This is a genomic window from Microbacterium sp. CnD16-F (genome assembly GCF_024124465.1).
Taxonomy (GTDB): Bacteria; Actinomycetota; Actinomycetes; order Actinomycetales; family Microbacteriaceae; genus Microbacterium; species Microbacterium gawkjiense.
The window spans coordinates 77,885-99,613 of record NZ_JAMXSA010000001.1; the positions used below are offsets into that span (position 1 = coordinate 77,885).

At 71.7% G+C, this 21,729-nt stretch carries 18 protein-coding genes and 1 pseudogene; 4 read left to right on the top strand and 15 right to left on the bottom strand.

What is annotated here, in order from left to right:
• Positions 1 to 7: 7 nt before the first annotated feature.
• The 7 genes from NH287_RS00405 to NH287_RS00435 form a co-directional block, all read right to left on the bottom strand.
• Positions 8 to 1,291 (bottom strand): S8 family serine peptidase, encoded by a 1,284-nt coding sequence (locus tag NH287_RS00405; RefSeq protein ID WP_253034010.1) that lies wholly within the window; start codon positions 1,289 to 1,291, stop codon positions 8 to 10.
• Positions 1,288 to 1,758: a DUF501 domain-containing protein gene (locus NH287_RS00410; protein ID WP_064001748.1), complete on the bottom strand. Its 471-nt coding sequence runs from the start codon at positions 1,756 to 1,758 to the stop codon at positions 1,288 to 1,290. Before NH287_RS00410 ends, NH287_RS00405 begins: the two co-directional genes overlap by 4 nt.
• Positions 1,759 to 1,845: 87 nt before the next feature.
• Complete coding sequence (locus NH287_RS00415; protein WP_253034011.1) at positions 1,846 to 2,352, bottom strand: septum formation initiator family protein; 507 nt, start codon at positions 2,350 to 2,352, stop codon at positions 1,846 to 1,848.
• Positions 2,353 to 2,388: 36 nt separating this feature from the next.
• Positions 2,389 to 3,669 (bottom strand): phosphopyruvate hydratase, encoded by a 1,281-nt coding sequence (gene eno, locus NH287_RS00420; RefSeq protein WP_217530374.1) that lies wholly within the window; start codon positions 3,667 to 3,669, stop codon positions 2,389 to 2,391.
• 94 nt (positions 3,670 to 3,763) lie between these two features.
• Complete coding sequence (locus tag NH287_RS00425; RefSeq protein WP_253034012.1) at positions 3,764 to 4,444, bottom strand: O-methyltransferase; 681 nt, start codon at positions 4,442 to 4,444, stop codon at positions 3,764 to 3,766.
• Positions 4,445 to 4,452: 8 nt separating this feature from the next.
• Positions 4,453 to 5,463 (bottom strand): DUF1648 domain-containing protein, encoded by a 1,011-nt coding sequence (locus NH287_RS00430; protein WP_253034013.1) that lies wholly within the window; start codon positions 5,461 to 5,463, stop codon positions 4,453 to 4,455.
• Positions 5,453 to 5,809, bottom strand: coding sequence for a GntR family transcriptional regulator (locus tag NH287_RS00435; protein WP_253034014.1), 357 nt, complete (start codon positions 5,807 to 5,809; stop codon positions 5,453 to 5,455). The genes NH287_RS00430 and NH287_RS00435 overlap by 11 nt, the downstream gene beginning before the upstream one ends.
• A 62-nt stretch (positions 5,810 to 5,871) precedes the next feature.
• On the opposite strand from NH287_RS00435, the gene NH287_RS00440 reads away from it, so the two are divergent.
• Positions 5,872 to 7,119 carry an APC family permease gene (locus NH287_RS00440; protein ID WP_253034015.1) on the top strand — a complete coding sequence of 416 codons (1,248 nt, stop codon included), beginning with the start codon at positions 5,872 to 5,874 and terminating at the stop codon, positions 7,117 to 7,119.
• On the opposite strand, the gene NH287_RS00445 is transcribed toward NH287_RS00440, so the two are convergent.
• The 4 genes from NH287_RS00445 to NH287_RS00460 all read right to left on the bottom strand — a co-directional run bounded on the left by NH287_RS00445 (position 7,028) and on the right by NH287_RS00460 (position 10,436).
• Positions 7,028 to 7,900 (bottom strand): SGNH/GDSL hydrolase family protein, encoded by an 873-nt coding sequence (locus tag NH287_RS00445; protein ID WP_253034016.1) that lies wholly within the window; start codon positions 7,898 to 7,900, stop codon positions 7,028 to 7,030. The two genes, NH287_RS00440 and NH287_RS00445, sit on opposite strands and share 92 nt — an antisense overlap.
• 57 nt (positions 7,901 to 7,957) lie before the next feature.
• The gene (locus tag NH287_RS00450; protein WP_253034017.1) at positions 7,958 to 8,410 is read right to left on the bottom strand and encodes a YdeI/OmpD-associated family protein; all 453 of its coding nucleotides are present in this window, start codon (positions 8,408 to 8,410) and stop codon (positions 7,958 to 7,960) included.
• A gap of 32 nt (positions 8,411 to 8,442) precedes the next feature.
• On the bottom strand, positions 8,443 to 9,699 hold the full coding sequence (locus NH287_RS00455) for a HisS family protein (protein ID WP_253034048.1): 1,257 nt from the start codon (positions 9,697 to 9,699) through the stop codon (positions 8,443 to 8,445).
• 83 nt (positions 9,700 to 9,782) lie between these two features.
• Complete coding sequence (locus tag NH287_RS00460; protein WP_253034018.1) at positions 9,783 to 10,436, bottom strand: MazG family protein; 654 nt, start codon at positions 10,434 to 10,436, stop codon at positions 9,783 to 9,785.
• Positions 10,437 to 10,521: 85 nt separating this feature from the next.
• Between NH287_RS00460 and NH287_RS00465 the strand changes: the two genes are divergently transcribed.
• Together NH287_RS00465 and NH287_RS00470 are read left to right on the top strand one after the other, a co-directional pair.
• Positions 10,522 to 11,958, top strand: a complete 1,437-nt coding sequence (locus NH287_RS00465; RefSeq protein ID WP_308210376.1) for a basic amino acid/polyamine antiporter — start codon at positions 10,522 to 10,524, stop codon at positions 11,956 to 11,958.
• Positions 11,959 to 12,026: 68 nt separating this feature from the next.
• Positions 12,027 to 14,699, top strand: coding sequence for a phosphoenolpyruvate carboxylase (locus tag NH287_RS00470; RefSeq protein WP_253034019.1), 2,673 nt, complete (start codon positions 12,027 to 12,029; stop codon positions 14,697 to 14,699).
• 69 nt (positions 14,700 to 14,768) lie between these two features.
• On the opposite strand, the gene mfd is transcribed toward NH287_RS00470, so the two are convergent.
• Entirely contained in the window at positions 14,769 to 18,359 is a 3,591-nt protein-coding gene (mfd, locus tag NH287_RS00475; RefSeq protein ID WP_253034020.1) for a transcription-repair coupling factor, read from the bottom strand.
• 157 nt (positions 18,360 to 18,516) lie between these two features.
• Here mfd and NH287_RS00480 point away from each other — a divergent pair.
• Positions 18,517 to 19,908: pseudogene (locus NH287_RS00480) on the top strand (DUF222 domain-containing protein).
• Between the two features lie 60 nt (positions 19,909 to 19,968).
• Here the strand turns inward: NH287_RS00480 and NH287_RS00485 are convergent.
• From NH287_RS00485 to NH287_RS00495, 3 genes are all read right to left on the bottom strand, one after another.
• The gene (locus NH287_RS00485; RefSeq protein ID WP_253034021.1) at positions 19,969 to 20,400 is read right to left on the bottom strand and encodes an SRPBCC domain-containing protein; all 432 of its coding nucleotides are present in this window, start codon (positions 20,398 to 20,400) and stop codon (positions 19,969 to 19,971) included.
• Positions 20,401 to 20,417: 17 nt separating this feature from the next.
• Positions 20,418 to 21,002, bottom strand: coding sequence for an aminoacyl-tRNA hydrolase (gene pth, locus NH287_RS00490; protein ID WP_253034022.1), 585 nt, complete (start codon positions 21,000 to 21,002; stop codon positions 20,418 to 20,420).
• 66 nt (positions 21,003 to 21,068) lie between these two features.
• Entirely contained in the window at positions 21,069 to 21,701 is a 633-nt protein-coding gene (locus NH287_RS00495; RefSeq protein ID WP_253034023.1) for a 50S ribosomal protein L25/general stress protein Ctc, read from the bottom strand.
• Positions 21,702 to 21,729 lie beyond the last annotated feature (28 nt).

The following is a 21,729-nucleotide window of genomic DNA, read 5'->3' on the forward strand; positions in this document are numbered from 1 at the left end:
CCTTGATTCAACGGCTCGGCGGTCGCGGGGTGCGCGCCGATCGGATGCGCCGGGCAGCAGCGGTGACCCCGAGCACGATCAGTATAGTCCCCAGGCTGACCACGATCAGCGGCACCGTCCCGTAGCGCAGCGAATCGCTGCTCGGCAGGAGCGGCGATGCGGCCGAACTCGGCGGCTCAGCCTCGGGCAGCGGTGCCACCGTGTAGGGGGTCGGGGTCGGGCTCGTCTGCGGGGTCGATTCGGCTCGACGGTAGAGCCGGATCCACTCGCGGAGGTCGCCCATCGGGTTCGCCGAGACCTTCGCCACCGGAGCGGAGACCGCCTTGGCGGCGTTGATGAGGCCGTACCCGTAGAGCGGGTCGGGCACCTTCTTCGCGCGCTCGCTCGGCGTCGCGGTGGCGATGATCCGCTTGATCACGTTCGCGGCATCCAGGTCGGGGTGTGCGGACCGCACCAGGGCGGCGACACCGGCGACGATGGGGGCCGCGCCGCTCGTACCGTCCCAGATGACGAGGTCGCCGTTCGCGGAGACACCCAGCAGCTCCTCGCTCGGCGCGGAGATGCCGATGACGATGCCCTGCGTCGAGGCCGTTCGACTCGCTCGCCCCTCCCGGTCCACCCCGCCGACCGTCAGGACGCCCGGGATCGTCGCGGGGGCGCCGACCTCCTCGGTGCCGCTCTCGCGGTTGCCGGCGGCGACGACGACCACGACGTCGTGGTCGAATGCGTAGAGGAAGGCGTCGTCCCACGACCGGTCCCAATCGAGGGTGTTCGTCGTGAACGAGAGGTTGATGACGTCGGCGCCGTGATCGACCGCCCACCGGATCGCCTCGGCGACCTGATCGACGAACGGGACGCTCGCCGAGCTCCCGAAGCCGATCGAGAGCGACAGCAGGTCGGCCTCCGGGGCCACCCCGATCATGCCCTTGTCGGCCGCCGTCCCCCGGCCTGCGGCGAGAGACGCGACCCAACTGCCGTGGTTACGGTCGCTGTCTCCCACGGGCGTGCGGCCGTCGGCCTTCCCCACCCCTGAGAAGTCGGCTCCTCCGACGACGGCGCCGTCGAGTTCCTTCGGCCCTTTGCCGATGCCCGTGTCGATGACGGCGATCGTCGTCCCGGCGCCCTTGGTCGTCTTCCAAGCCTCGGAGATCCCGTACTCCTTCAGCCAGTACTCCATGTTCCGCACCGGATCGACCGGCGGGGGCGTCGGCGACGGGGCGGGCGCGGCCGCCGTGAGCACCGCCGTGACGGCGACGACCGCGGCGGCGAGAAGGGCGCGGACTCCCCTCATCCGGTCACCCTCGGCGTCGCGCAGGTGCACCGCTGCGGCGACCACGACCCGCGCGCGAGGGCGATGTCGCCGATCGGGTTCACTCCGGGACCGGCGGCGAGGGAGTGCGCGGCGAGGGCGTGCAGGCACTTCACGCGGGTCGGCATCCCGCCCGCGGACACGCCGGCGATCTCGGGGACGGCACCGTGCACCTCGCGGTCGGCGAGATAGGCGTCGTGGGCGCGGGCGTAGGACGCCGCGAGGTCCTCGTCGGCGGCGAGGTCGTCGTTCAGCTCCCGCATCACCTGGGTCGCCTCGAGGGCCGACATGGCGGCCGTCGCCCCCGGATGGGTCAGGTAGTAGAACGTCGGGAACGGGGTGCCGTCGGGCAGCCGCGGTTCGGTGGCCACCACCGTCGGATTACCGCAGACGCATCGCGCCGCGATGCCGATCACGCCGCGCATGGGGCGCCCCAGCTGCTCACGCATGGTGTCGTGATCGGCGGCTGACGCGGGCGAGAGTGTCGGATGAGGCACCGGTCAAGGGTACCGGGCGACGCGCGTGAGAGCTGGGCGTCAGCCCGGGGCCACGGTCCCTGCGAGTCCCGCCTCGGTGACGGAGCGCAGGAACTGCGTCATCCAATCGCGCTGCGTCTCCTGGACGTCATCGCTGACGGGGCGCTGCGCGGGCTCGATCAGGTCGGTGGGGAGGTCGTCCGCGACGAGGTACACGACCTCGCCGGGCCGCCGATAGTACAGCCGCTCGCGGGCCTGGGCGACGATGTAGGCCTCGTCGCGCCAGCGTTCGCGCTCGCTCGTCAGCTGGGTGATCTCGTCCTTCGTCGCCTGGACGTCGTGGGTGAGGGCCGCGATCTGCTGCCGCTGGTCGACGTAGGTGCCGATCGTCGGGACGAGGACGAACGCCGCGAGCACGACGAGCCCGAGCATGATCCCCATGAACCCCGACATCCGGATGCCGCCGACCCAGTCGCGGACGTCGACGCGTCGACCCGATCGGGGCGTGCGTTCCGCGCCGCGCGGGGTCCGGGACGCACGGGAAGGGGGAGCCGATGGTCGGTCCACGGCTCCCCCTTCTCGTCGGTGTCTGTGCGGTGCGCGTCAGGCGGTGAAACGCGGGAACGCGGCGGCGCCGATGAACTCCGCAGCCTCGCCCAGGTCTTCCTCGATGCGCAGAAGCTGATTGTACTTCGCGACACGCTCGCTCCGAGCGGGCGCGCCCGACTTGATCTGACCCGAGTTGACGGCGACGGCGAGGTCGGCGATCGTCGTGTCCTCGGTCTCACCCGAGCGGTGCGAGAGCATCGTGGTGTAGCCTGCGCGGTGCGCGACGTCGATCGCGTCGAGCGTCTCGCTGAGCGTGCCGATCTGGTTCACCTTGACCAGGAGCGAGTTCGCCGCTCCGCGCTTGATGCCGTCGGCCAGGCGCTGCGGGTTGGTGACGAAGAGGTCGTCGCCGACGAGCTGCACCTTCTTGCCCAGGCGCTCGGTGAGGGCGGTCCAGTTCTCCCAGTCGTCCTCGGCGAGGGCGTCCTCGATCGTCACGATGGGGAACGAGTCGACCAGGTCGGCGTAGTAGTCGGTGAGCTGCTCGGCGGTCCAGTCCTTGTTCTCGAGGCGGTAGACGCCGTCGTTGAAGAACTCGGTCGCGGCCACGTCGAGGCCCAGGGCGATCTGGGAACCGGGGGTGAAGCCGGCCTTCTCGATCGCCTTGACGAGGAAGTCGAGGCCCTCGCGGTTGCTGGGGAGGTCGGGGGCGAACCCGCCCTCGTCACCCAGGCCCGTCGCGTAGCCGGCGGCCTGCAGCTCCTTCTTCAGGACCTGGTAGACCTCGGCGCCCCAGCGCAGCGACTCGGAGAAGCTCTCGGCGCCGATCGGGGCGAGGAAGAACTCCTGCATGTCGATGCCGTTGTCGGCGTGCTCGCCGCCGTTGATGACGTTGAACAGCGGAACGGGAAGGACGCGCGCGTTCGGTCCGCCGAGGTAGCGGTACAGCGGCAGGTCGGCGCTGTCGGCGGCGGCCTTCGCGACGGCCAGCGAGACGCCGAGGATGGCGTTCGCACCCGTGCGCGACTTGTTCTCGGTGCCGTCGGTCTGGATCAGGACCTCGTCGATGAGGCGCTGCTCGCTGGCCTCGAGGCCCTCGATGGCGGGGCCGAGCTCGTCGATGACGGCGTTCACGGCCTTGAGGACGCCCTTGCCGCCGTACCGGCTCTTGTCACCGTCACGGAGCTCGTACGCCTCGAAGGCGCCGGTGGATGCGCCGGAGGGGACGGCTGCGCGCTGGACGATGCCGTCGTCGAGCAGGACCTCCACCTCGACGGTCGGGTTGCCGCGCGAGTCCAGGATCTCGCGTGCGCCTACTGCCTCGATCAATGCCACGGGGGTTTCTCCTTGCTTGTGGAGGATGGAACGGGAGCGTCGTCGGTCCGCCCCCGAGTCTAGTGAGGCGCGGGATGCCGCACAGGACCCGCCGTCACACGACGAGCGCGATCGCGATGCCGTCCCACCCCTTGCGGTCGAGGGTCTGCAGCGCGGTGGCCTCGAACCGGGGGTCGTCGCGGAGCATCGCGAGACCGGCGCGGACGCCGTCGACCTGGGCCCCGGCATCCGTCTCCACCACATGCCCGGAGCGGACGACGTTGTCGACGACGACCACCGTGCCGGGGCGGCCGAGGCGCGCTGCCCAGTCGAGGTAGAGGGTGTTCGACTCCTTGTCGGCGTCGATGAAGACGAGGTCGAACGGCTCGCCGCCCTCGAGGGCCGGCAGGACGTCCGCCCCGCGCCCCTCGCGCACCTCCACCCGGTCAGCGACCCCGGCGCGCTCGAGGTTGCGTCGGGCCACGGCGGCGTTGTGGGGCTCGGCCTCGATCGAGACGACGCGCCCCTCGGCGGGGAGCGCGCGGGCGAGCCAGATGGTCGAGTAGGCGCCGAGGGTCCCGATCTCGAGCACGCGCCGCGCCCCCGTCATGCGCGCGAGGAGGTGCAGCAGCTTTCCCGACAGCGGCGCGACCTCGATCTCGGGGAGCCCCTCCTCGGCGAGCGAGGCGATCGAGGCGGCGAGCGCGTCGTCGCGGGCGACGAGGGTCGACGTCAGGTAGTCGTCGACGTCGTTCCAGCGAGCGGGGACCGGATCGTACGGGTGTGGATGCGCCATGCCGCCACTCAATCGCCCCGGCGCGCCGGCGTCAACGCGGCATAGGCGCTCAGCAGGCCCGCCGCGGTCGCGGCGTCGTCGACGGTGACCGTGAGGGTGCGGCCGTCGCGGCGGCGCACCAGGAGCCCCTCGCCCGCGCGCAGCACGACGCCCTGACGCCCGCCGCCGGGCCAGCGGATGCCCCACCCGCCGAACTCCCCGAACGGCGAGACCTGGACGACCTCCGCCGAGACGATGTCCTGCGTCGGGACGTGCACACGCGGCCATCCCGCCGCGGAGACGGCGGTCAGGCCGTCCGGGTCGACGCGCACGTGGAAGCGCAGGGTCGTGGCGACGACGACGAACAGCACGACGACGACCAGACCGGAGATGATCGCCGTCACGAGGTCGCCGAAGAAGACGACGGGCAGGACGGCGAGGCATCCGATCGCGAACGCGATCCACAGGACTACGGCTCCCCCGCGGGCGAGGGTGACCCCCTGCATCCAGACAACCCGCTCCCCCGCGCGGACCGGCACCTCGGCGGCCGGCATCGTCGGGGTCGGACGCCACGGGACGCGGGGTTGCACGGCCCACCCGATCCATCCCGCGGCAGCGGCGGCGAGGAGCACGCCCGGCAGGAGCAGCACGGGAAGAGCGGCGTCCGCATCCGTCCTTCCGACCTGGATGCCGAGGGTCGCGACGCCGAGGCCACCGATGAGCACGGCGAGTCCGAACGCGACGGCTCCCAGGAGGCGGTAGGCGAAGCCGTGGTCGCCGCGGCGCAGCCCGCCCACGCTGGCTCCGAAGAGGGTCGCGGGAAGCCCGAGGCCGAGGATCGCGGTGACGAGCGGGACGGTCCAGGCGGGCGCGAAGCCGTCGGGCTCCCCCGTCCACCCCCAGTGGGTCGCGACGACCGCCGGCACCGCCGGAAGGAGCAGCACCTGCGCGACGACCGCGACGAGGATCACCACGGCGGGGAGCAGCAGGGCGACGAGGGTGAACCGGCCGCGGACGACGGTCAGGGTGTCAGTGGTCACGAGCAGCCTCCTTGACGAGAGCGGACAGGGTGTCGGGCGAGACGCCCAGGGCACGGGATTTGTCGACCAGGGCCGCGATCTCGGCTCGCAGGCCCGCGAGGGCGGCCCCGGCCGGGGTGACCACGGCGCCGCGGCCGCGGCGGAGGTCGATGAGACCTTCGTCGCGGAGGTCCTGATAGGCGTGCAGCACCGTGTGGAGGTTCACCTGCAGCGCCTCGGCGACTTCGCGTGCGGCGGGGAGTCGCTCCCCTGCCCCGAGACGGCCGCCGGTGATCTCGGCGCGGAGCCCGGCCGCGATCTGCGCGAACAGCGGAACGGTGCTCTGTGGGTCGACCCGGATCAACATACGGTAATTATAGCGCAACTATAATTAGTTGGGTGGTCGCCCCAATCCGGTACGCTCGCGCCGTGTCCTCCCCTGCTCTGGCGCGCCGCCTCGGTCTCGGCGACGCCGTGGTCATCGGTCTCGGCTCGATGATCGGCGCGGGCGTCTTCGCCGCCTTCCCGCCTGCGGCGGCCGTCGCCGGCCCCGGGCTGCTCGTCGGACTGGCGCTGGCCGCCGTCATCGCGTTCGGCAACGCGACCTCGACCGCGCAGCTCGCGGCCGTCCATCCGACCTCCGGCGGCGTGTACGCCTACGGGCGCGCGGAACTGGGGCCGTGGTGGGGCTTCCTCGCCGGCTGGGGCTTCGTCATCGGGAAGACGGCCAGTTGCGCCGCGATGGCGCTGACCTTCGCGGCCTACATCGCGCCCGCGGGGTGGGAACGACCCGTCGCCGCCGGCGCCGCCCTCGCGCTCGGCGCCGTGAACCTCTTCGGGATCACGCGGACGGCTCAGCTGACACGCGTGCTCGTCACGGTCGTGCTGATCGCGCTGACCGTCGTCGCCGTGGCGGGCTTCACGGCACCGAGCGCGCCCGGTCCCCTCTGGGGTGACGGGATCGCCGGCTCCGCCCCCCTCGGCATCCTGCAGGCGGCGGGCCTGCTGTTCTTCGCGTTCGCCGGCTACGCCCGCATCGCCACCCTCGGCGAGGAGGTGCGCGACCCCGCCCGCACGATCCCCCGGGCGGTCGTGCTCGCCTTCTGCGGCGCCCTCGTCGTGTACGCGGTCATCGGTGTCGTCGCCCTCCGCACCCTCGGACCCGACGGGCTCGCCGCGTCCACCGCGCCGCTCGTGGCCACTGTCGAGGCCGCAGGGTGGGATGCCGCGGCTCCGGTCGTCCGGATCGGTGCCGCCGCGGCATCCCTCGGCGCCCTGCTCGCCCTCATCGCCGGCGTCGGACGGACCGCCTTCGCGATGGCGCGGGAGGGAGACCTTCCCCGGATCCTCGCCGCCGTGGACGAGCATCACCGGGTGCCGCGGAACGCCGAGGTCGCGGTCGTCCTGATCGTCGTCGCCGTCATCGCGCTCGGCGACATCCGGGGCGCAATCGGCTTCTCGTCGTTCGGCGTGCTGCTCTACTACGCGGTCGCCAACCTCGCTGCGTTCCGCCAGCGGGGCACGGCCCGCCGGTACCCGCGATTCCTGCAGCTCGTCGGCGGCGTCGGGTGCGTCGTCCTCGTCGTCACCCTGCCGTGGCCGTCGGTGCCGATCGGGGTCGGGGTGCTGCTGGCGGGATGCGGCTACCGGTTGCTGCGTCTGCGCCGCCGCGCGTGATCGCGTCGCGCACGACGGGCAGGAGCGCCTCGGCCGTTCGCCGGTAGCCCAGCGCGCTCGGGTGGAACCGATCGAGGCTGAACATGCCGTCGGGGTCGATGCGGAAGAACGGACCGACCGCGCGACGCAGCGACACCACGCCGGCGCCCTCGGCGCGCGCCCGGTCGGCCTGAGCCGTGGCGAGCTGCTGCGACGCACGGGAGCCGATGCTGCGCAGCGGCTGCGGCACCGCGCGGAGGGTGCCCAGGTCGGGGCACGTGCCGACCACGACGGCGGTGCCGACGGCACGCAGTCGGCGGATCGCCTCCGCGAGGTGGGCCGCCGCCACGGCGACCGGCACCCGGTGCGTCACGTCGTTGCCGCCGACGATGATGACGGCGACATCCGCACGGTAGTCCGCCGGGAGCGCGTCGATCTGGCCGGCGAGGTCGGCCGATTCCGCACCGACGACCGCCCCCGTCCGCAGCCGCACGGGCCGGTCGAGCTCCCCCGCGAGACCTTTCGCGAGGCGTCCCCCGAGGGTCTCCTTGCGGTGCTGCGCCCCGAGACCCGCCGCGATCGAATCGCCGAGCAGCAGGAGCTCGAGCGGCGTGCCCCCGAGTCCGGCCCGCCAGACCCGGTCCGCGGTCGGGGCGGCGTCACCGAGCGGCTTGCCGATCCGCCGCCGCGCGATCGCCGCCTGCCGCGCGAGCGCGACCCGGGTGCCGAGGACGACGGCGCCGACAACCCCGAGAGCGGCGGCAACGGCGACGGGGAACGGAGTCCGAGCTGAACGTGGCACCACCGCATCCCACACCGCCCCGGTGAACGACGGGCGACGTCGCGGTGACGTGCGCGGTCAGGTGCTGGCGGGCGAACGGAGGGAGTCCACCGCGGCGGCGATCCGTTTCTCGCGGGTCTCCGACTTCTTCGCGTCGACGACGGAACGAGCGACCTCCTTGCGGCGCGACGGCGCGAGCGCATCGAACGCGGCGCGCACCTGCGGTTCCGCGTCGAGGGCGGCCGCGAGGTCGTCCGGAACGTCGACTTCCCGCTCGTCGGTGTCGAGATCGATGGTCGCCTCGACCGCGTCCCCGATCTCGACGCCCAGCTCGGCGCGCGCCGCCTTCGACATACCGATCAGGTTGCGCCCGCCCATCACACCGAGACGCAGGCGCGCGCTGCGCCCCGCGATCGTCACCCGGACCGCGGCCCGCTTGCCGCCGCCGAGGGCCTCGACCTGTTCGTCTGTCAACTCGATCGCGGTGGCGGGGCCGTTCTTCGGCAGCACGGTGCGGAGTGTGAGCGTCATGCGCGGAACGCTAGCAGCGCCGCGCAGCGCCGTCAGCCGAGCGGACGCAGCTCGATCGACGCGGACGGCGCGCCTGCGGACACGGTGCCGAAGGACGTGTACCCGTCGGCGGCGGACCGCTCCAACAGCCCCTTGAGGTTCTTCGTCCGCTGCTCGAGGCGCACCCGCGCGCCCTGCGCGACGAAGAACGCCTTGTGGCCGGCGAGCTCGGCGAGGGGGACGTCGCGGTCGGCGATGAGGACGACGGCAGCGGATGCGGCATCCTCCCCCGCTCCGACGAGGTCCACGATCCGCTCGAACCCGATGGAGAAGCCCACCGCCGGCACGTCCTGGCCGAGGAAGCGGCCGATCATGCCGTCGTACCGGCCACCGCCGCCGAGCGAGTAGGAGACCGAGGGATGCGCGAGCTCGTAGATCGTGCCGGTGTAGTAGCCCATGCCGCGCACGAGGAACGGGTCGAAGTGCAGGGGCACGTCGGTGGTCCCCCGCGCGGCGGCGACCGCGTCGCCGATGCCGACCAGGTGGCCGACGATCTCGTCCGAGACACCCTCGGGGAGCGCCTTGCGGATCTGCGCCTCGCCGAAGGGCAGGTACTCGCGCGTCTGCGGACGGTTCAGGAACGCCTCGAACTCGGTGACGGCGCCTTCGTCGGCGCCGCGGTCCCGCAGCTCGGCGACCACGCCGGCCGGCCCCACCTTGTCGAGCTTGTCGATCGTGATGAGGACGCCGGCGCGGTCCGCCTCGGCGAACCCGAAGGCGGCGAGCATCGCGTCGAGGGCGCGGCGGTCGTTGATGCGGATCGTGCCGCCCTCGAGACCGAGCGCCTCGAGGACGTCGAGGCTCGCCGTCAGCAGCTCGACCTCGGCCCGGGCCGTCGCGTCGCCGATGATGTCGATGTCGCACTGCACGAACTGGCGGTACCGCCCCTTCTGGGGCCGCTCCGCGCGCCACACCGGCGCGATCTGGATCGCGCGGAACACGGACGGCAGCTGTGCACGGTTGGTCGCGTAGAACCGCGCCAGCGGCACGGTGAGGTCGTAGCGCAGCCCCAGGTCGGACAGGGCCGCCGGGTCGTCGGCGGCCGCGCGGATGGCCTCGGCGTCGAGCCCGCGACGCAGGACGTTGAAGGCGAGCTTCTCGTTGTCGCCGCCGATCCCCGCGTGGAGCCGCTCGTAGTCCTCGACGACGGGGGTCTCGATCTCGTCGAACCCGTGCGCCCGGTAGCGGTCGCGGATGACGGCGAGCACCCGCTCGCGGCGGGCTTTGTCGGCGGGGAGGAAGTCGCGCATGCCGCGCGGCGGATTCACGGAGGGCACGGTCCTAGTCTCTCAGACCGCGCTCCCGCGGCCGCGCCTGCAGGCCCCGGGGCGACTCAGCGGGACTCGGCCGCGCGGACGTCCTCGGCGAGCGCGCGCAGACGCTGCCGCAGGGCGCGCTCGGCATCCCAGCCGGCCTCCCTCGCCTGCGCGACCAGCGCCAGCAGCGCCTCGCCCAGCTCCGCCTCGTCGGAGGGCGACGGCGTCGGTGGCGGCGGTGTCACCCCGACCTGGGCAGCCTTCCCGAGCATCTTCTGCGCGAGGGCGAGCGAGGGCATGTGCATCGACACCCCGTCGAGGACGCTCGTGCGCGTGCGCTTCTCGGCCGCCTTCGCCGCGTTCCAGTGGATCAGCACCTCGTCGGGTGTCGTCGCGACGGCGGCGCCGAACACGTGCGGGTGGCGACGGATCATCTTCTCGGCGAGCGCCGCGGCGACGTCGTCGATGTCGAACGGATCCGTCTCGTCGCGCGAGGCGATCTCGGCATGGAAGAGCACCTGCCACAGCAGGTCGCCGAGCTCCTCCTTGAGATCGGCGCGGGTGCCCGCTTCGACCGCGTCGACGAGCTCGGCGGCCTCCTCCTGCAGGTAGGGCACGAGGTCGGCGTGGTCGATCCGCTGGGTCCAGACGCACCGGTCCCGCACGGCGCGCATCGTCTCCGCTGCCTCCCGCAGGTGGTCGCGGCGGGGTTCGCGGGGCTCGTCCGTCATGACGGACACGATACGAGGGATGCCGCGGGCCGGGGTGATCGCCCGCGGCGATGGCCCGGCGGACCGCCGCGCGTAGGGTGGGACGGTGACCCCCGCTCCCACCGCCTCGGGTCCCACCGCACCCGCGCAGGCGACCCACGTCTCCCTCCTGACACTCAGCACGTTCGTCGTCGGCTCCATGATCGGCGCGGGGGTGTTCTCCCTCCCGGCGACCTTCGCGGAATCGACCGGGGTCGCGGGCACGCTGATCGCCTGGGCGATCGCCGGCGGCGGCATGTTCATGCTCGCGCTCGTCTTCCAGCGGCTCGCGGTCCGCAGGCCCGACCTCGACGCGGGCATCTTCAGCTACGCGAAGGAGGGGTTCGGCAACTACGTCGGCTACTTCGCCGCGTTCGGCTACTGGGCGAGCGCCTGCGTCGGCAACGTCTTCTACTGGGTCTTCATCACCGGCACCCTGGGCGCCGTCTTCCCCGCGCTCGGCGAGGGCAACACGCCGCTCGCGGTGGCGATCTCCTCCGCCGGCATCTGGCTCTTCTACGTCCTCATCCGTCGGGGCGTCCGCGAGGCTGCGGCGCTCAACCGGATCGTCACGATCGCGAAGACGGTGCCCATCGTCGTGTTCGTCGTGCTCTGCCTCACGGTCTTCGATCCCGCCGTGTTCGCCGCGAACGGGTCGGGCGACCCGGGCACCGGTCTCGGCGAGCAGATCCGGACGACGATGCTCGTGACGGTGTTCGTCTTCATCGGGATCGAGGGGGCGACCGTCAACTCGCGGCACGCGCGACGCCGATCGGATGTCGGACGCGCCACCGTCCTCGGCTTCCTGAGCGTGCTCGCCGTCTTCGCCTCGGTCACGGTGGTCTCGTACGGTGTCATCCCGCGTGCGGAGATCGCGGGGCTCCGCCAGCCGTCGATGGGCGGCGTGCTCGAGGCCGCCGTGGGCGGCTGGGGGGCCGCGTTCATCGGGGTCGCGCTCGTCGTCGCGGTGCTCGGCGCCTACCTCGCCTGGACCCTCATGGCCGCCGAGGTGCTGCTGTCGGCGGCGCGCGCCGGCGACCTGCCCCGGTTCCTGCAGCGCACCAACGCCAAGGACACCCCCACCGGCGCCCTCACCCTCTCGTCCCTCCTCGCACAGGCGATGCTCGTGGTCGTCCTGTTCGCGCAGAACGCCTTCGACGCGGCGCTCGAGCTCACGAGCGCGCTGGCCCTCATCCCGTTCTTCCTCTCCGCCGCGTTCGCGCTCAAGCTCGCCGTGCAGGACGGTCGCCGGGGTCGTCTCGGCGATGGGATTGTCGCGGTGCTCGCGACGCTCTACACGCTGTACCTGCTGTGGGCGGCGGGGGCGACGTACCTGCTGCTGTGCCTGGTCATCATCGTCCCCGGCACGATCCTCTTCGTCATCGGCCGACGCCAGCAGCGCGCGCGTGTGTTCACTCCTGCCGAAGCGGTGCTCTTCGGTCTCGCCGCCATCGGCGCGGTCGTCGCCGTCGTGCTCATCGCGCAGGGCGTCATCGCCGTGTGACGGTAGCGGGCACCGGCATCCACCGTCACGCGGAAAATGTCGCTCGCAATCCTCGCTAACGTGAAACGGTGCACGAACCGACCCCCACCGAAGCCATCGACCTCGTCGGACGTTACGAAGCCGAGCAGGAGATCCCCGAACGGATGCGCGCCGATGTGCGCACGCTCGGCGCGCTGCTCGGGCGCGTGCTGCGCGAGAGCGGTTCGCCCGGTCTGTTCGAGGACGTCGAGCGACTGCGCGTCGCGACGATCCAGGCGTACACCGACCCGACCCCCGAGGCGTTCGCGCGCGCGGCATCCATCGCGGACGCCTTCACTCTGGAGCGCGCCGAGGAGGTCGCCCGCGCCTTCACCTGCTACTTCCACCTCGTGAACCTCGCCGAGGAGCACCAGCGCGTGCGAGTTCTCCGCGAGCGCAGCGGTCGCGGCGACACTCGCGACGCGGGCGACTCGATCGTCTCGGCGTACCGGCGGCTGTCCGAGGAGATCGGGCGGGAGGGCGCCCTCGAACGGCTGCAGGGTCTGCGCTTCCACCCCGTCTTCACGGCGCACCCGACCGAGGCGCGACGCCGTGCGGTGTCGAACAGCATCCGTCGCCTCGCCGATCTGCTGCGCGAACGGGATGCCGCGGAGGCCGACAGCCCCGACCGCCGCCGCGCCGAGCGTCGCATGCTCGAAGAAGTCGACACCCTTTGGCGCACCGCGCCGCTGCGCGCCGAGAAGCCGTCGCCGACCGACGAGGTGCGCGCCGTCATGGCGATCTTCGACGAGACGCTGTACACGTCGATCCCGCACGTCTACCGCCGCATCGACGACGTCCTGCAGGGGGAGGATGCCGGGGCCCGCCCGCCCCTCGTGCGCCCCTTCATGCGCATCGGCTCCTGGGTCGGCGGCGACCGCGACGGCAACCCGTTCGTGACCGCCAAGACGACCCGCAAGGCCGCCGCGATCGCGAGCGAGCACGTCCTGCTCGGACTCGAGCACACCGCGAACCGGGTGGGCCGCACGCTGACCCTCGACGCCGAGTCCACCCCGCCCACGCCGGAGCTGCTCGCACTGTGGCAGCGGCTGAAGGATGCCGACGAGGAGGCGGCGGCCGAGATCGCGAAGCGCTCCCCCAACGAGCCCTACCGCCGCATCATGCTGCTGCTCGCCCGCAAGATCGCCGCGACGCGCACCCGCAACGCGGACCTCGCCTACCGCGATCCCGAACACCTGCTCGCCGACCTGCGGGTCCTGCAGGATTCCCTCGTCGCGGCGCGCGCTCCCCGTCAGGCCTACGGACACCTGCAGCACCTCATCTGGCAGGTCGAGACCTTCGGGTTCCACCTCACCGAGCTCGAGGTGCGCCAGCACTCGGCCGTGCACGCCAAGGTGCTCGCCGAGCTCGAAGCGGGCGGTGCGCGCTCGGAGCTGACCGAGGAGGTGCTCGAGGTCTTCCGCACCATCGCGTTCCTGCAGGACCGGTACGGGCCGCGGGCCGCGGGCCGCTACATCGTCTCGTTCACGCAGTCCGCCGACGACCTCGCCGCCGTCCACACCCTCGCCCGGCACGCCGTGGGTCCCGACGGCACTCCCCCGGTGCTCGACGTCATCCCGCTGTTCGAGACGTTCGCGGACCTGCAGGCCGCCCCCGGGATCCTCGCCGAGATCGTCGACCACCCGGCGTTCGCGTCCCGGCTCGAGGCGACCGGTCGCCGGCTCGAGGTCATGCTCGGCTACTCCGATTCGTCGAAGGACGTCGGCCCCGTCGCCGCCAACCTCGCACTGTACGAGGCGCAGGCGGAGATCTCGGCGTGGGCGGTCGAGCAGCGCATCGAATTGACCCTGTTCCACGGCCGCGGCGGCGCCCTCGGGCGCGGCGGCGGACCGGCGAACTCCGCGATCCTCGCGCAGCCGCCCCACTCCGTCGACGGCCGCTTCAAGCTCACCGAGCAGGGCGAGGTCATCTTCGCCCGCTACGGCGACCCCGCGATCGCGATGCGCCACATCGACCAGGTCGCCGCCGCGACCCTCCTCGCCTCGGCCCCCTCGATCGAGGACCGCAACCGGTCCGCGGCCGAGCGCTACGCCTCGGTCGCGGCGACGATGGACGCGGCCTCGCGCGAGCGGTTCTTCTCCCTCGTGAAGGCGCCCGGTTTCGCGCCGTGGTTCGCCCAGGTGACCCCCATGGAGGAGATCGGGCTGCTCGCGCTCGGCTCGCGTCCGGCGCGCCGCGGCCTGTCGGTGGAGTCCCTCGCCGACCTGCGGGCGATCCCGTGGGTGTTCGCGTGGACGCAGGCCCGCATCAACCTCGCCGGCTGGTTCGGTCTCGGGACGGCGCTGGACGCCGTCGGCGACGAGGCCACGCTGCGGGGCGCGTACGAGGAGTGGCCGCTGTTCCGGACCCTCATCGACAACGTCGCCATGAGCCTCGCCAAGACCGACGACCGCATCGCCCGTCACTATCTCGAGCTCGGCGACCGCGACGACCTCGCCGCCCTCGTCCGCGACGAGATGACCCTCACCCGCGACTGGATCGTGCGCCTCACCGGCGGCACCGAGCTGCTGTCCAACCGCCCCGTGCTGGGGCGCGCGGTGAAGATGCGGAGCCCGTACGTCGACGCGCTCTCGCTCCTGCAGCTGCGCGCGCTGCGCGGACTCCGCGAGACGCAGGCGGGCGGCCAGGTCGACCCCGACCTGCAGCGGCTGCTGCTGCTGTCGGTCTCGGGGGTCGCCGCCGGACTGCAGAACACCGGGTGAGCCCCGGCATCCCTCGACACGGCGCGTCACGCCCCTGACGGTCCACCGTCGCGGGCGGGACGCGTCGTCTCAGGCGTCCGCGGTCTCGGCGACCGGGAGCGGGAAGATCTGATCGAGCAGCTGCGCCGTCCACGCGATGAGGTCGGCGTCGGCGAGCGGCTCGCCCCCGGCGGTCGGTAACGGGACGACCATCGCCTCGCCGCCCGAGACGACCTTGGCCTTGGGATGCAGGCGCTGCAGCCGGACCCGGATCGAGTCCGGGATGTGCGCCGGCGCGATGCGGAGGTTCGGTCCCATCGCGACAACGTCCGACAGGCCCGACTGCGCGGCGCGGCGACGCAGCCGCGCGATCGAGATGAGGCCCTCGACCTCTGCGGGCGGTGCACCGTAGCGGTCGGTGAGCTCCTCGAGCACGAGGTCGATGGCGTCGTCCGCCGCGGTGACGGATGCCGCGGCCGACAGCTTCTGGTACGCCTCGAGGCGCAGCCGCTCGCTGTCGATGTACGACTCGGGGATGCGCGCCTGCACGGGGAGCTCGAGCCGGAGCTCGGTCGGCCCCTCGGTGTCCTCGCCGCGGAAGGTCGCGACCGCCTCGCCGATCATCCGCAGGTACAGGTCGAATCCGACGCCGGCGATGTGCCCCGCCTGCTCGGCGCCGAGGAGGTTGCCCGCGCCGCGGATCTCGAGGTCCTTGAGGGCGACCTGCATGCCCGAGCCGAGGTCGTTGTTGACGGCGATCGTCTCGAGGCGGTCGGCGGCGGTCTCGCTCAGGGGCTTGTTCTCGTCGTAGAGGAAGTAGGCGTACGCGCGCTCGCGGGCACGTCCGACGCGGCCGCGTAGCTGGTGCAACTGCGACAGGCCGTACTTGTCGGCGCGGTCGATGATGATCGTGTTCGCGTTCGAGATGTCGAGGCCCGTCTCGATGATCGTCGTCGAGACGAGCACGTCGGCGCGGCGCTCCCAGAAGTCGTCGACGACCTGCTCGAGGGCGTGCTCCCCCATCTGCCCGTGGGCGACGACGATGCGCGCCTCGGGGACGAGCTCGGCGAGCTGCGCCGCGACCCGCTGGATCGATGAGACCCGGTTGTGCACGAAGAACACCTGTCCCTCGCGCAGCAGCTCGCGTCGGATGGCGGCGGCGATCTGCTTGTCGCTGCGAGGACCGACGTAGGTGAGGATCGGATGCCGCTCCTCGGGCGGCGTCGCGAGCGTCGACATCTCGCGGATGCCGGTGACCGCCATCTCGAGCGTGCGCGGGATGGGCGTCGCGCTCATGGCGAGGATGTCGACGTTGGTCTTGAGCTTCTTCAGCGCATCCTTGTGCTCGACGCCGAACCGTTGCTCCTCGTCGATGATCATGAGGCCGAGGTCCTTGAACACGACCTTCTCGGTGAGGATGCGGTGGGTGCCGATGACCATGTCGACGGTGCCGTCGGCGAGGCCCGCGAGCGTGTCCTTCGCCTCCTTCGCCGTCTGGAACCGCGACAGCGGCCGGACCTTGACGGGGAAGCCGGCGAAGCGCTCCGTGAACGTCTCGAGGTGCTGCTTGGCGAGGAGGGTGGTCGGCACGAGCATCGCGACCTGCTTGCCCTCCTGGATCGCCTTGAACGCGGCGCGCACGGCGACCTCGGTCTTGCCGAAGCCGACGTCGCCCGAGAGCAGGCGGTCCATGGGGATCGGCTTCTCCATGTCGGCCTTGATCTCGTCGATCGTCTGCAGCTGGTCGGGGGTCTCCGCGAACGGGAACGCCTCTTCGAGCTCTCGCTGCCACGGGGTGTCGGGACCGAACGCGTACCCCTTCGACGCCATCCGCGCCGAGTACAGCTTCACGAGCTCGACGGCGATGTCGCGGACGGCGCGGCGGGCCTTGCCCTTGGCGGCGGCCCAATCCGAGCCGCCCATCTTCGACAGCTGCGGCGCCTCGCCGCCGACGTACCGCGAGAGCAGATCGAGCTGGTCGGTCGGCACGAAGAGTTTGTCGCCCGGGTGTCCGCGCTTGGACGGCGCGTACTCGAGCACGAGGTACTCGCGCTTGCTCTTGACCGCGTTGCGACCGCCCGAGGAGACTTCCCGCTGCACGAGCTCGACGAACCGGCCGATGCCGTGGGTCGAGTGGACGACGTGGTCGCCGGCCTTCAGCTGCAGCGGGTCGACGACGTTGCGTCGACGCGAGGCGAGCTTCTTGACGACGCGCGAGTCGGCGCCGATCGTGCGTCCGTAGAAGTCGCTCTCGGTGAAGACGGCGAGCTTGGCGTCGGCGAAGAGGAATCCTGCTTCGAGGGTCGCGACGGTCGCGACCGCGATCCCCGCATCGGGGACGTCGGTCACCGCGTCGACCGCGCGTGCGGCGAGTCCGCGTTCGGCGAGGACGTCGCGCGAGCGGTCGACGAGGCCGGTTCCGGATGCCGCGACCACGACGCGCCAGCCCGCGCTCAGCAGGTTGCCGATGTGCTCCGTCGCGCCGTCGATGTTCCCCTGGAACGAGGGGACGGCTGAGGCGGGGATCCGAACCGCCGCATCCGCACGCTCGACGAGGCCCTCGGCGGCGGCATCCGACGCCCCCGAATCGAAGGTGCTGAGCGTCCACCACACGCCGCGACGGGAGGACGAAGCCTCACGCAGCTCGGGCAGGGTGAGGAAGTCGCCCGCGCCGAGGTCGACGGGGCTCTCGGCGCCGGCGGTCGCCGCGCTCCACGCGGCTTCGAGGAACTCGCGGTTCGTCTCGGCGAGCGTCATGGCGCGGGTGACGGCGCGCTCGGGGTCGACGACGGCCACGGCGGCGCCCTCGGGCAGGTAGTCCACGAGGGGCAGGACGGCGTCGGCGACGGCGGGCAGCAGCGACTCCATGCCCTCGACCGGGATGCCCTGGCTCATCTTCTCGAGCATGGTGCCGAGTCCCGGCATCCGATCCCGCAGGGCGGCGGCCCGATCGCGGACGGCGTCGGTGAGGAGGAGCTCCCGGCTCGGGAGCAGGGTCACCTCGCGCACCTCGCCAGGCAGGGAGCGCTGATCGGCGACGGAGAAGGCGCGGATCTGATCGATCTCGTCGCCGAAGAAGTCCACCCGGTAGGGGTGGTCGGCGACGGGCGGGAACACGTCGAGGATGCCGCCGCGGACGGCGAACTCGCCTCGTCGCGAAACCATGTCGACCCGGTGGTAGGCGAGGTCGACGAGTCGGTGGACGATGTCGTCGAGCTCCTGCCCGCGTGATCCGAGCTCGAGCCGGACGACACCGGCATCCGTCAATCCCGCCGCGATCGGCTGCAGCGCGCCACGGACGGACGCCGTGACCACGAGGGGGGTGCGACCGTCCCAGTCGGCCGCGTCGCGGAGGACGCTCAGCCGCCGGCCGACGGTCTCAGCGCTGGGGCTGAGACGCTCGTGCGGCAGGGTCTCCCATGCCGGGAGGTGCCGGACGACGGCGTCGGGCAGGAGGCACTGCAGGGCCGCGCCGATGCTCTCGGCGCGCCGCCCCGTGGGGGCGACGAGCAGCAGGACGGGAGGCCGTCCCGACGCGGCGCGTCGCTCGAGGAGTCCGGCGAGCAGCGGAGCGTCAAGACCCGTCACGGCCGAGAAGTCGACGTCCGATCCGGCGCCGTCGAGGGCCTCCCGGAAGCTGTCAGCCTGTTCGAGGGCGCGCACGATCCCGGGAATTGTCACCGGGGAAGTCTACGCGGCCCGTCGGACACCGGGGTCGGCGAGGCGGTCGCGGTGCGGCGTGGGATCGAACATGGGTTCCCCTTCGGTCGAGCAGAAACGGTCATTAGTTCGAAGATACTACTTGATCATCGCCCGAACAAGACCTAGAATAGAACAAATGTTCCCCTTCGAAGACGACCTCACCGCCACGCTGAGGGCGATCGTCGACGACGTCGCGAGGGTGGCACGCTAGGTGGCGTCCGCTCAGATTGCGGAGCTGCGGATACTGGCCACCGCCGGCCGTCTCGCCGAGGCGCAGACCGCGCAACGCAACGCGCGCGTGCAGGTGCACGACATGGCGTTGCGGTCGATCGCGGCGGAGGTCGGCGGGGTGATGCGGGTCACCGATCGCACCGTGCAGCGGCGGATCGGTGAGGCGCGGACGTTGATCGAAGGGTTCCCGGCGACGGTCGAGGCATGGGAGCAGGGACGGATCGTCCGCGGGCATGCGATCGCGATCGTCGAAACCGGAACGAGCCTGCCGGCGGAAATGTGGACCGAGTTCGAACAGGTCGCGATCAGCCGATGCGAGCGAGACACCCCCAACCGGGTGCGAGGCGAGCTCGAGATCCTCGCCCACCGGATGCACCCGCGCTCGTTCGCGGAACGGCACGAGGAAGCCGCCGCTGGCAGGTGCGTGCGGATCGTCCCGGGACGAGACGGGATGAGCGACGTCGTCGCAACCGTCCCGACGGTGATCGCCGAAGGGATCCACGACCGGCTCACGCAGCAGGCACGCGCGATCATCGACACCCGCGACGAACGCATCGCTGCGCGCGGCTGTGCGGGTGTCGCGTTCGGGGAAGCCGCCAGCGACGGCGACACTGACGGCGATCGCGACGACGACGCCGCCGCCGCCGCGATCATCGCCACCGACCAGCGCTCCACCGACCAGGTCCGCGCTGACGTGTTCGCAGACCTCCTCCTCGCCGGAACACCCGCCCTCGACGACACCCGCGACACCACCGCGGGACCCCTCGGAGCGATCCGCGCCCACGTGCAGGTGCTCCTGCCCGCCGCCACCCTCACCGGCGAAGACGACGGGCCCTGCGACCTCGCCGGCCGGTCCGCCATCGATCCCGCGACCGCGCGCACACTCGCCGGCGGCGCTGGGATGTGGGAGCGCCTGTTTCACGACCCGACCACCGGGGTCACGGTCGCAACCGATTCGTACCGTGTCCCGTCCGGGATGCGACGATTCCTGCAAGCCCGCGACCAGCACTGCCGGTTCCCCGGATGCCGCGTCGCAGCCATCCGCTGCGAAGTCGATCACACCCACGACCACGCCCTCGGCGGACGAACCGAACTGTCGAACCTCGCCCACCTGTGCCAGAGGCATCACTCCATGAAGCAGTTCACCGCCTGGAGGGTCCGACAACTGGGGGGTGGCGTCCTCGAATGGACCTCACCCCTCGGCAGGACCTACCGCGAAGACGCCCCCACCCCGGCCGTCGCCTTCACCCCTGCCGCGCCACCGCCCCACCCGCCCGCGGGACCCGCACCCTTTTGAGGTTCGCGCCGCGGCGAGCCGCCATCAGCGACGTCCCCGGGATTGCATCGCCGGTCGCGCTCACGGAACCTCAACGTCGATCGCGCGAGCTTCGCTCGCACGCTTGAGCCGCGCCAGGTGATACCGCCACCCCGCCTCGTGTTCCGACGGCAGCGAGTGCGGGGTCCCCACGCGCGATAATCCCGATTCGGTCAGTCTCACCGACGTCGAATCACCATGACCGACGAGTTCGATCACGACGTCGAGAGAGCCTTCCCACCCACTTTCGGTCCAGCAGAAGCCGAGAAGGTGCGGTTGCGCACACTGCGTGATCGTTCCCTCCGCAGTGGCCTGACGCCCGTCCTCGACCCACGTTTCCACGAGCAGCGAACCGACAACCGCGTCGAAGCGCATTTCAGGCCACCATGCGCTCCGACCGACGGTGAGGCATCGCCAGACATCCTCCACAGACGCACGGATGTCCGTCGCCGCCGTCACCGAATCGCGAACCACGTGAACACACGTGACCGTCAGGCGCGCGGAGCGTGGTGACGCTGCTGCGCGGCGAGCAGCCCCTCCTCGACGAGCTGCTCCACGGCATCCGCCGCATCCGCGATCGCGATCGGGAGGTTCGGGCGTTCCGCGGCGCCGAACGGATCGAGCACCCAATCGGCGGGGTCCTGACGCCCCGGCGGACGCCCGATGCCGACCCGCACCCGCGGGAACTCCGGCGTGCCGAGCGCCTTCGCGACGTCACGGACGCCGTTGTGCCCGCCGTGACCGCCGCCGACCTTCAGTTTGAGGGAGTCGAAGGGGATGTCCAGCTCGTCATGCACGATCACGACCCGCTCCGCAGGCACGCCGTAGAAGGCCGCGAGCGCCGACACCGGACCACCCGATACGTTCATGAACGAGTTGGGCTTGGCGAGCACCAGCTTCGGCCCCCCGGGCCGCAGCCACGTCTCGGCGACCCGCGCGTTCGCCTTGTGCGAGCGCAGCGTCTCGGAACGCCGCCGCGCGAGCTCGTCGATCACCATCTGCCCGACGTTGTGTCGCGTCGCCTCATAGCGCGGTCCCGGGTTCCCGAGCCCCACGATCAACCAGGTGTCGGCCATGACCGTCCCTTCCGACGACGAAGCCCGTCGCAGCAACAGCGGCGACGGGCTTCGAACGTGTTCGTCTTACTCGGCGGATTCCTCGGCGGCAGGCGCCTCGTCGCCCTCGGCCTCGGCGCCCTCCTCGGACTCCTCCGCCCCGTCCTCGACGGGAGCCGGCGGCAGCGCGACACCGACGACGAGCGTGTCGGCCTCGGTCACCAGCGTGGCACCGCGGGGCAGCGTGAGCTCACCGGCGGTGATGTGGGTGCCGTCCTCGAGGCCCTCGACCGAGACCTCGATGTTCTGCGGGATGTGGGTGGCCTCGACCTCGAGCGCAACGGTCGTGTTCTCGAGCGTCGCGATCGTGCCGGGGAACGGCTCGCCGACGACGGAGACGGGGACGTCGACCTGGATCTTCTCGCCCTTCTTCACGACGAGGAGGTCGATGTGCTCGATGATCTGGTGCACGGGGTCCTTCTGGACATCCTTGACCAGCGTGAGCTGCTGCTTGCCGGCGATCTCGAGCTCGAGCAGCGCGTTGGCGCGACGGATGAGCAGCGAGACCTGGTGGCCCGGAAGCGCGACGTGCACGGGGTCCGTGCCGTGGCCGTAGATGACAGCGGGGATCTTGCCGGCCGCGCGCAGACGGCGGGCGAAGCCCTTACCGAACTGCTCGCGCAGCTCGGCGACGACCTTGGTGTCGGTCTCAGTCGACATGAGTGTTCTCCTTGCGGGCCATCACGGC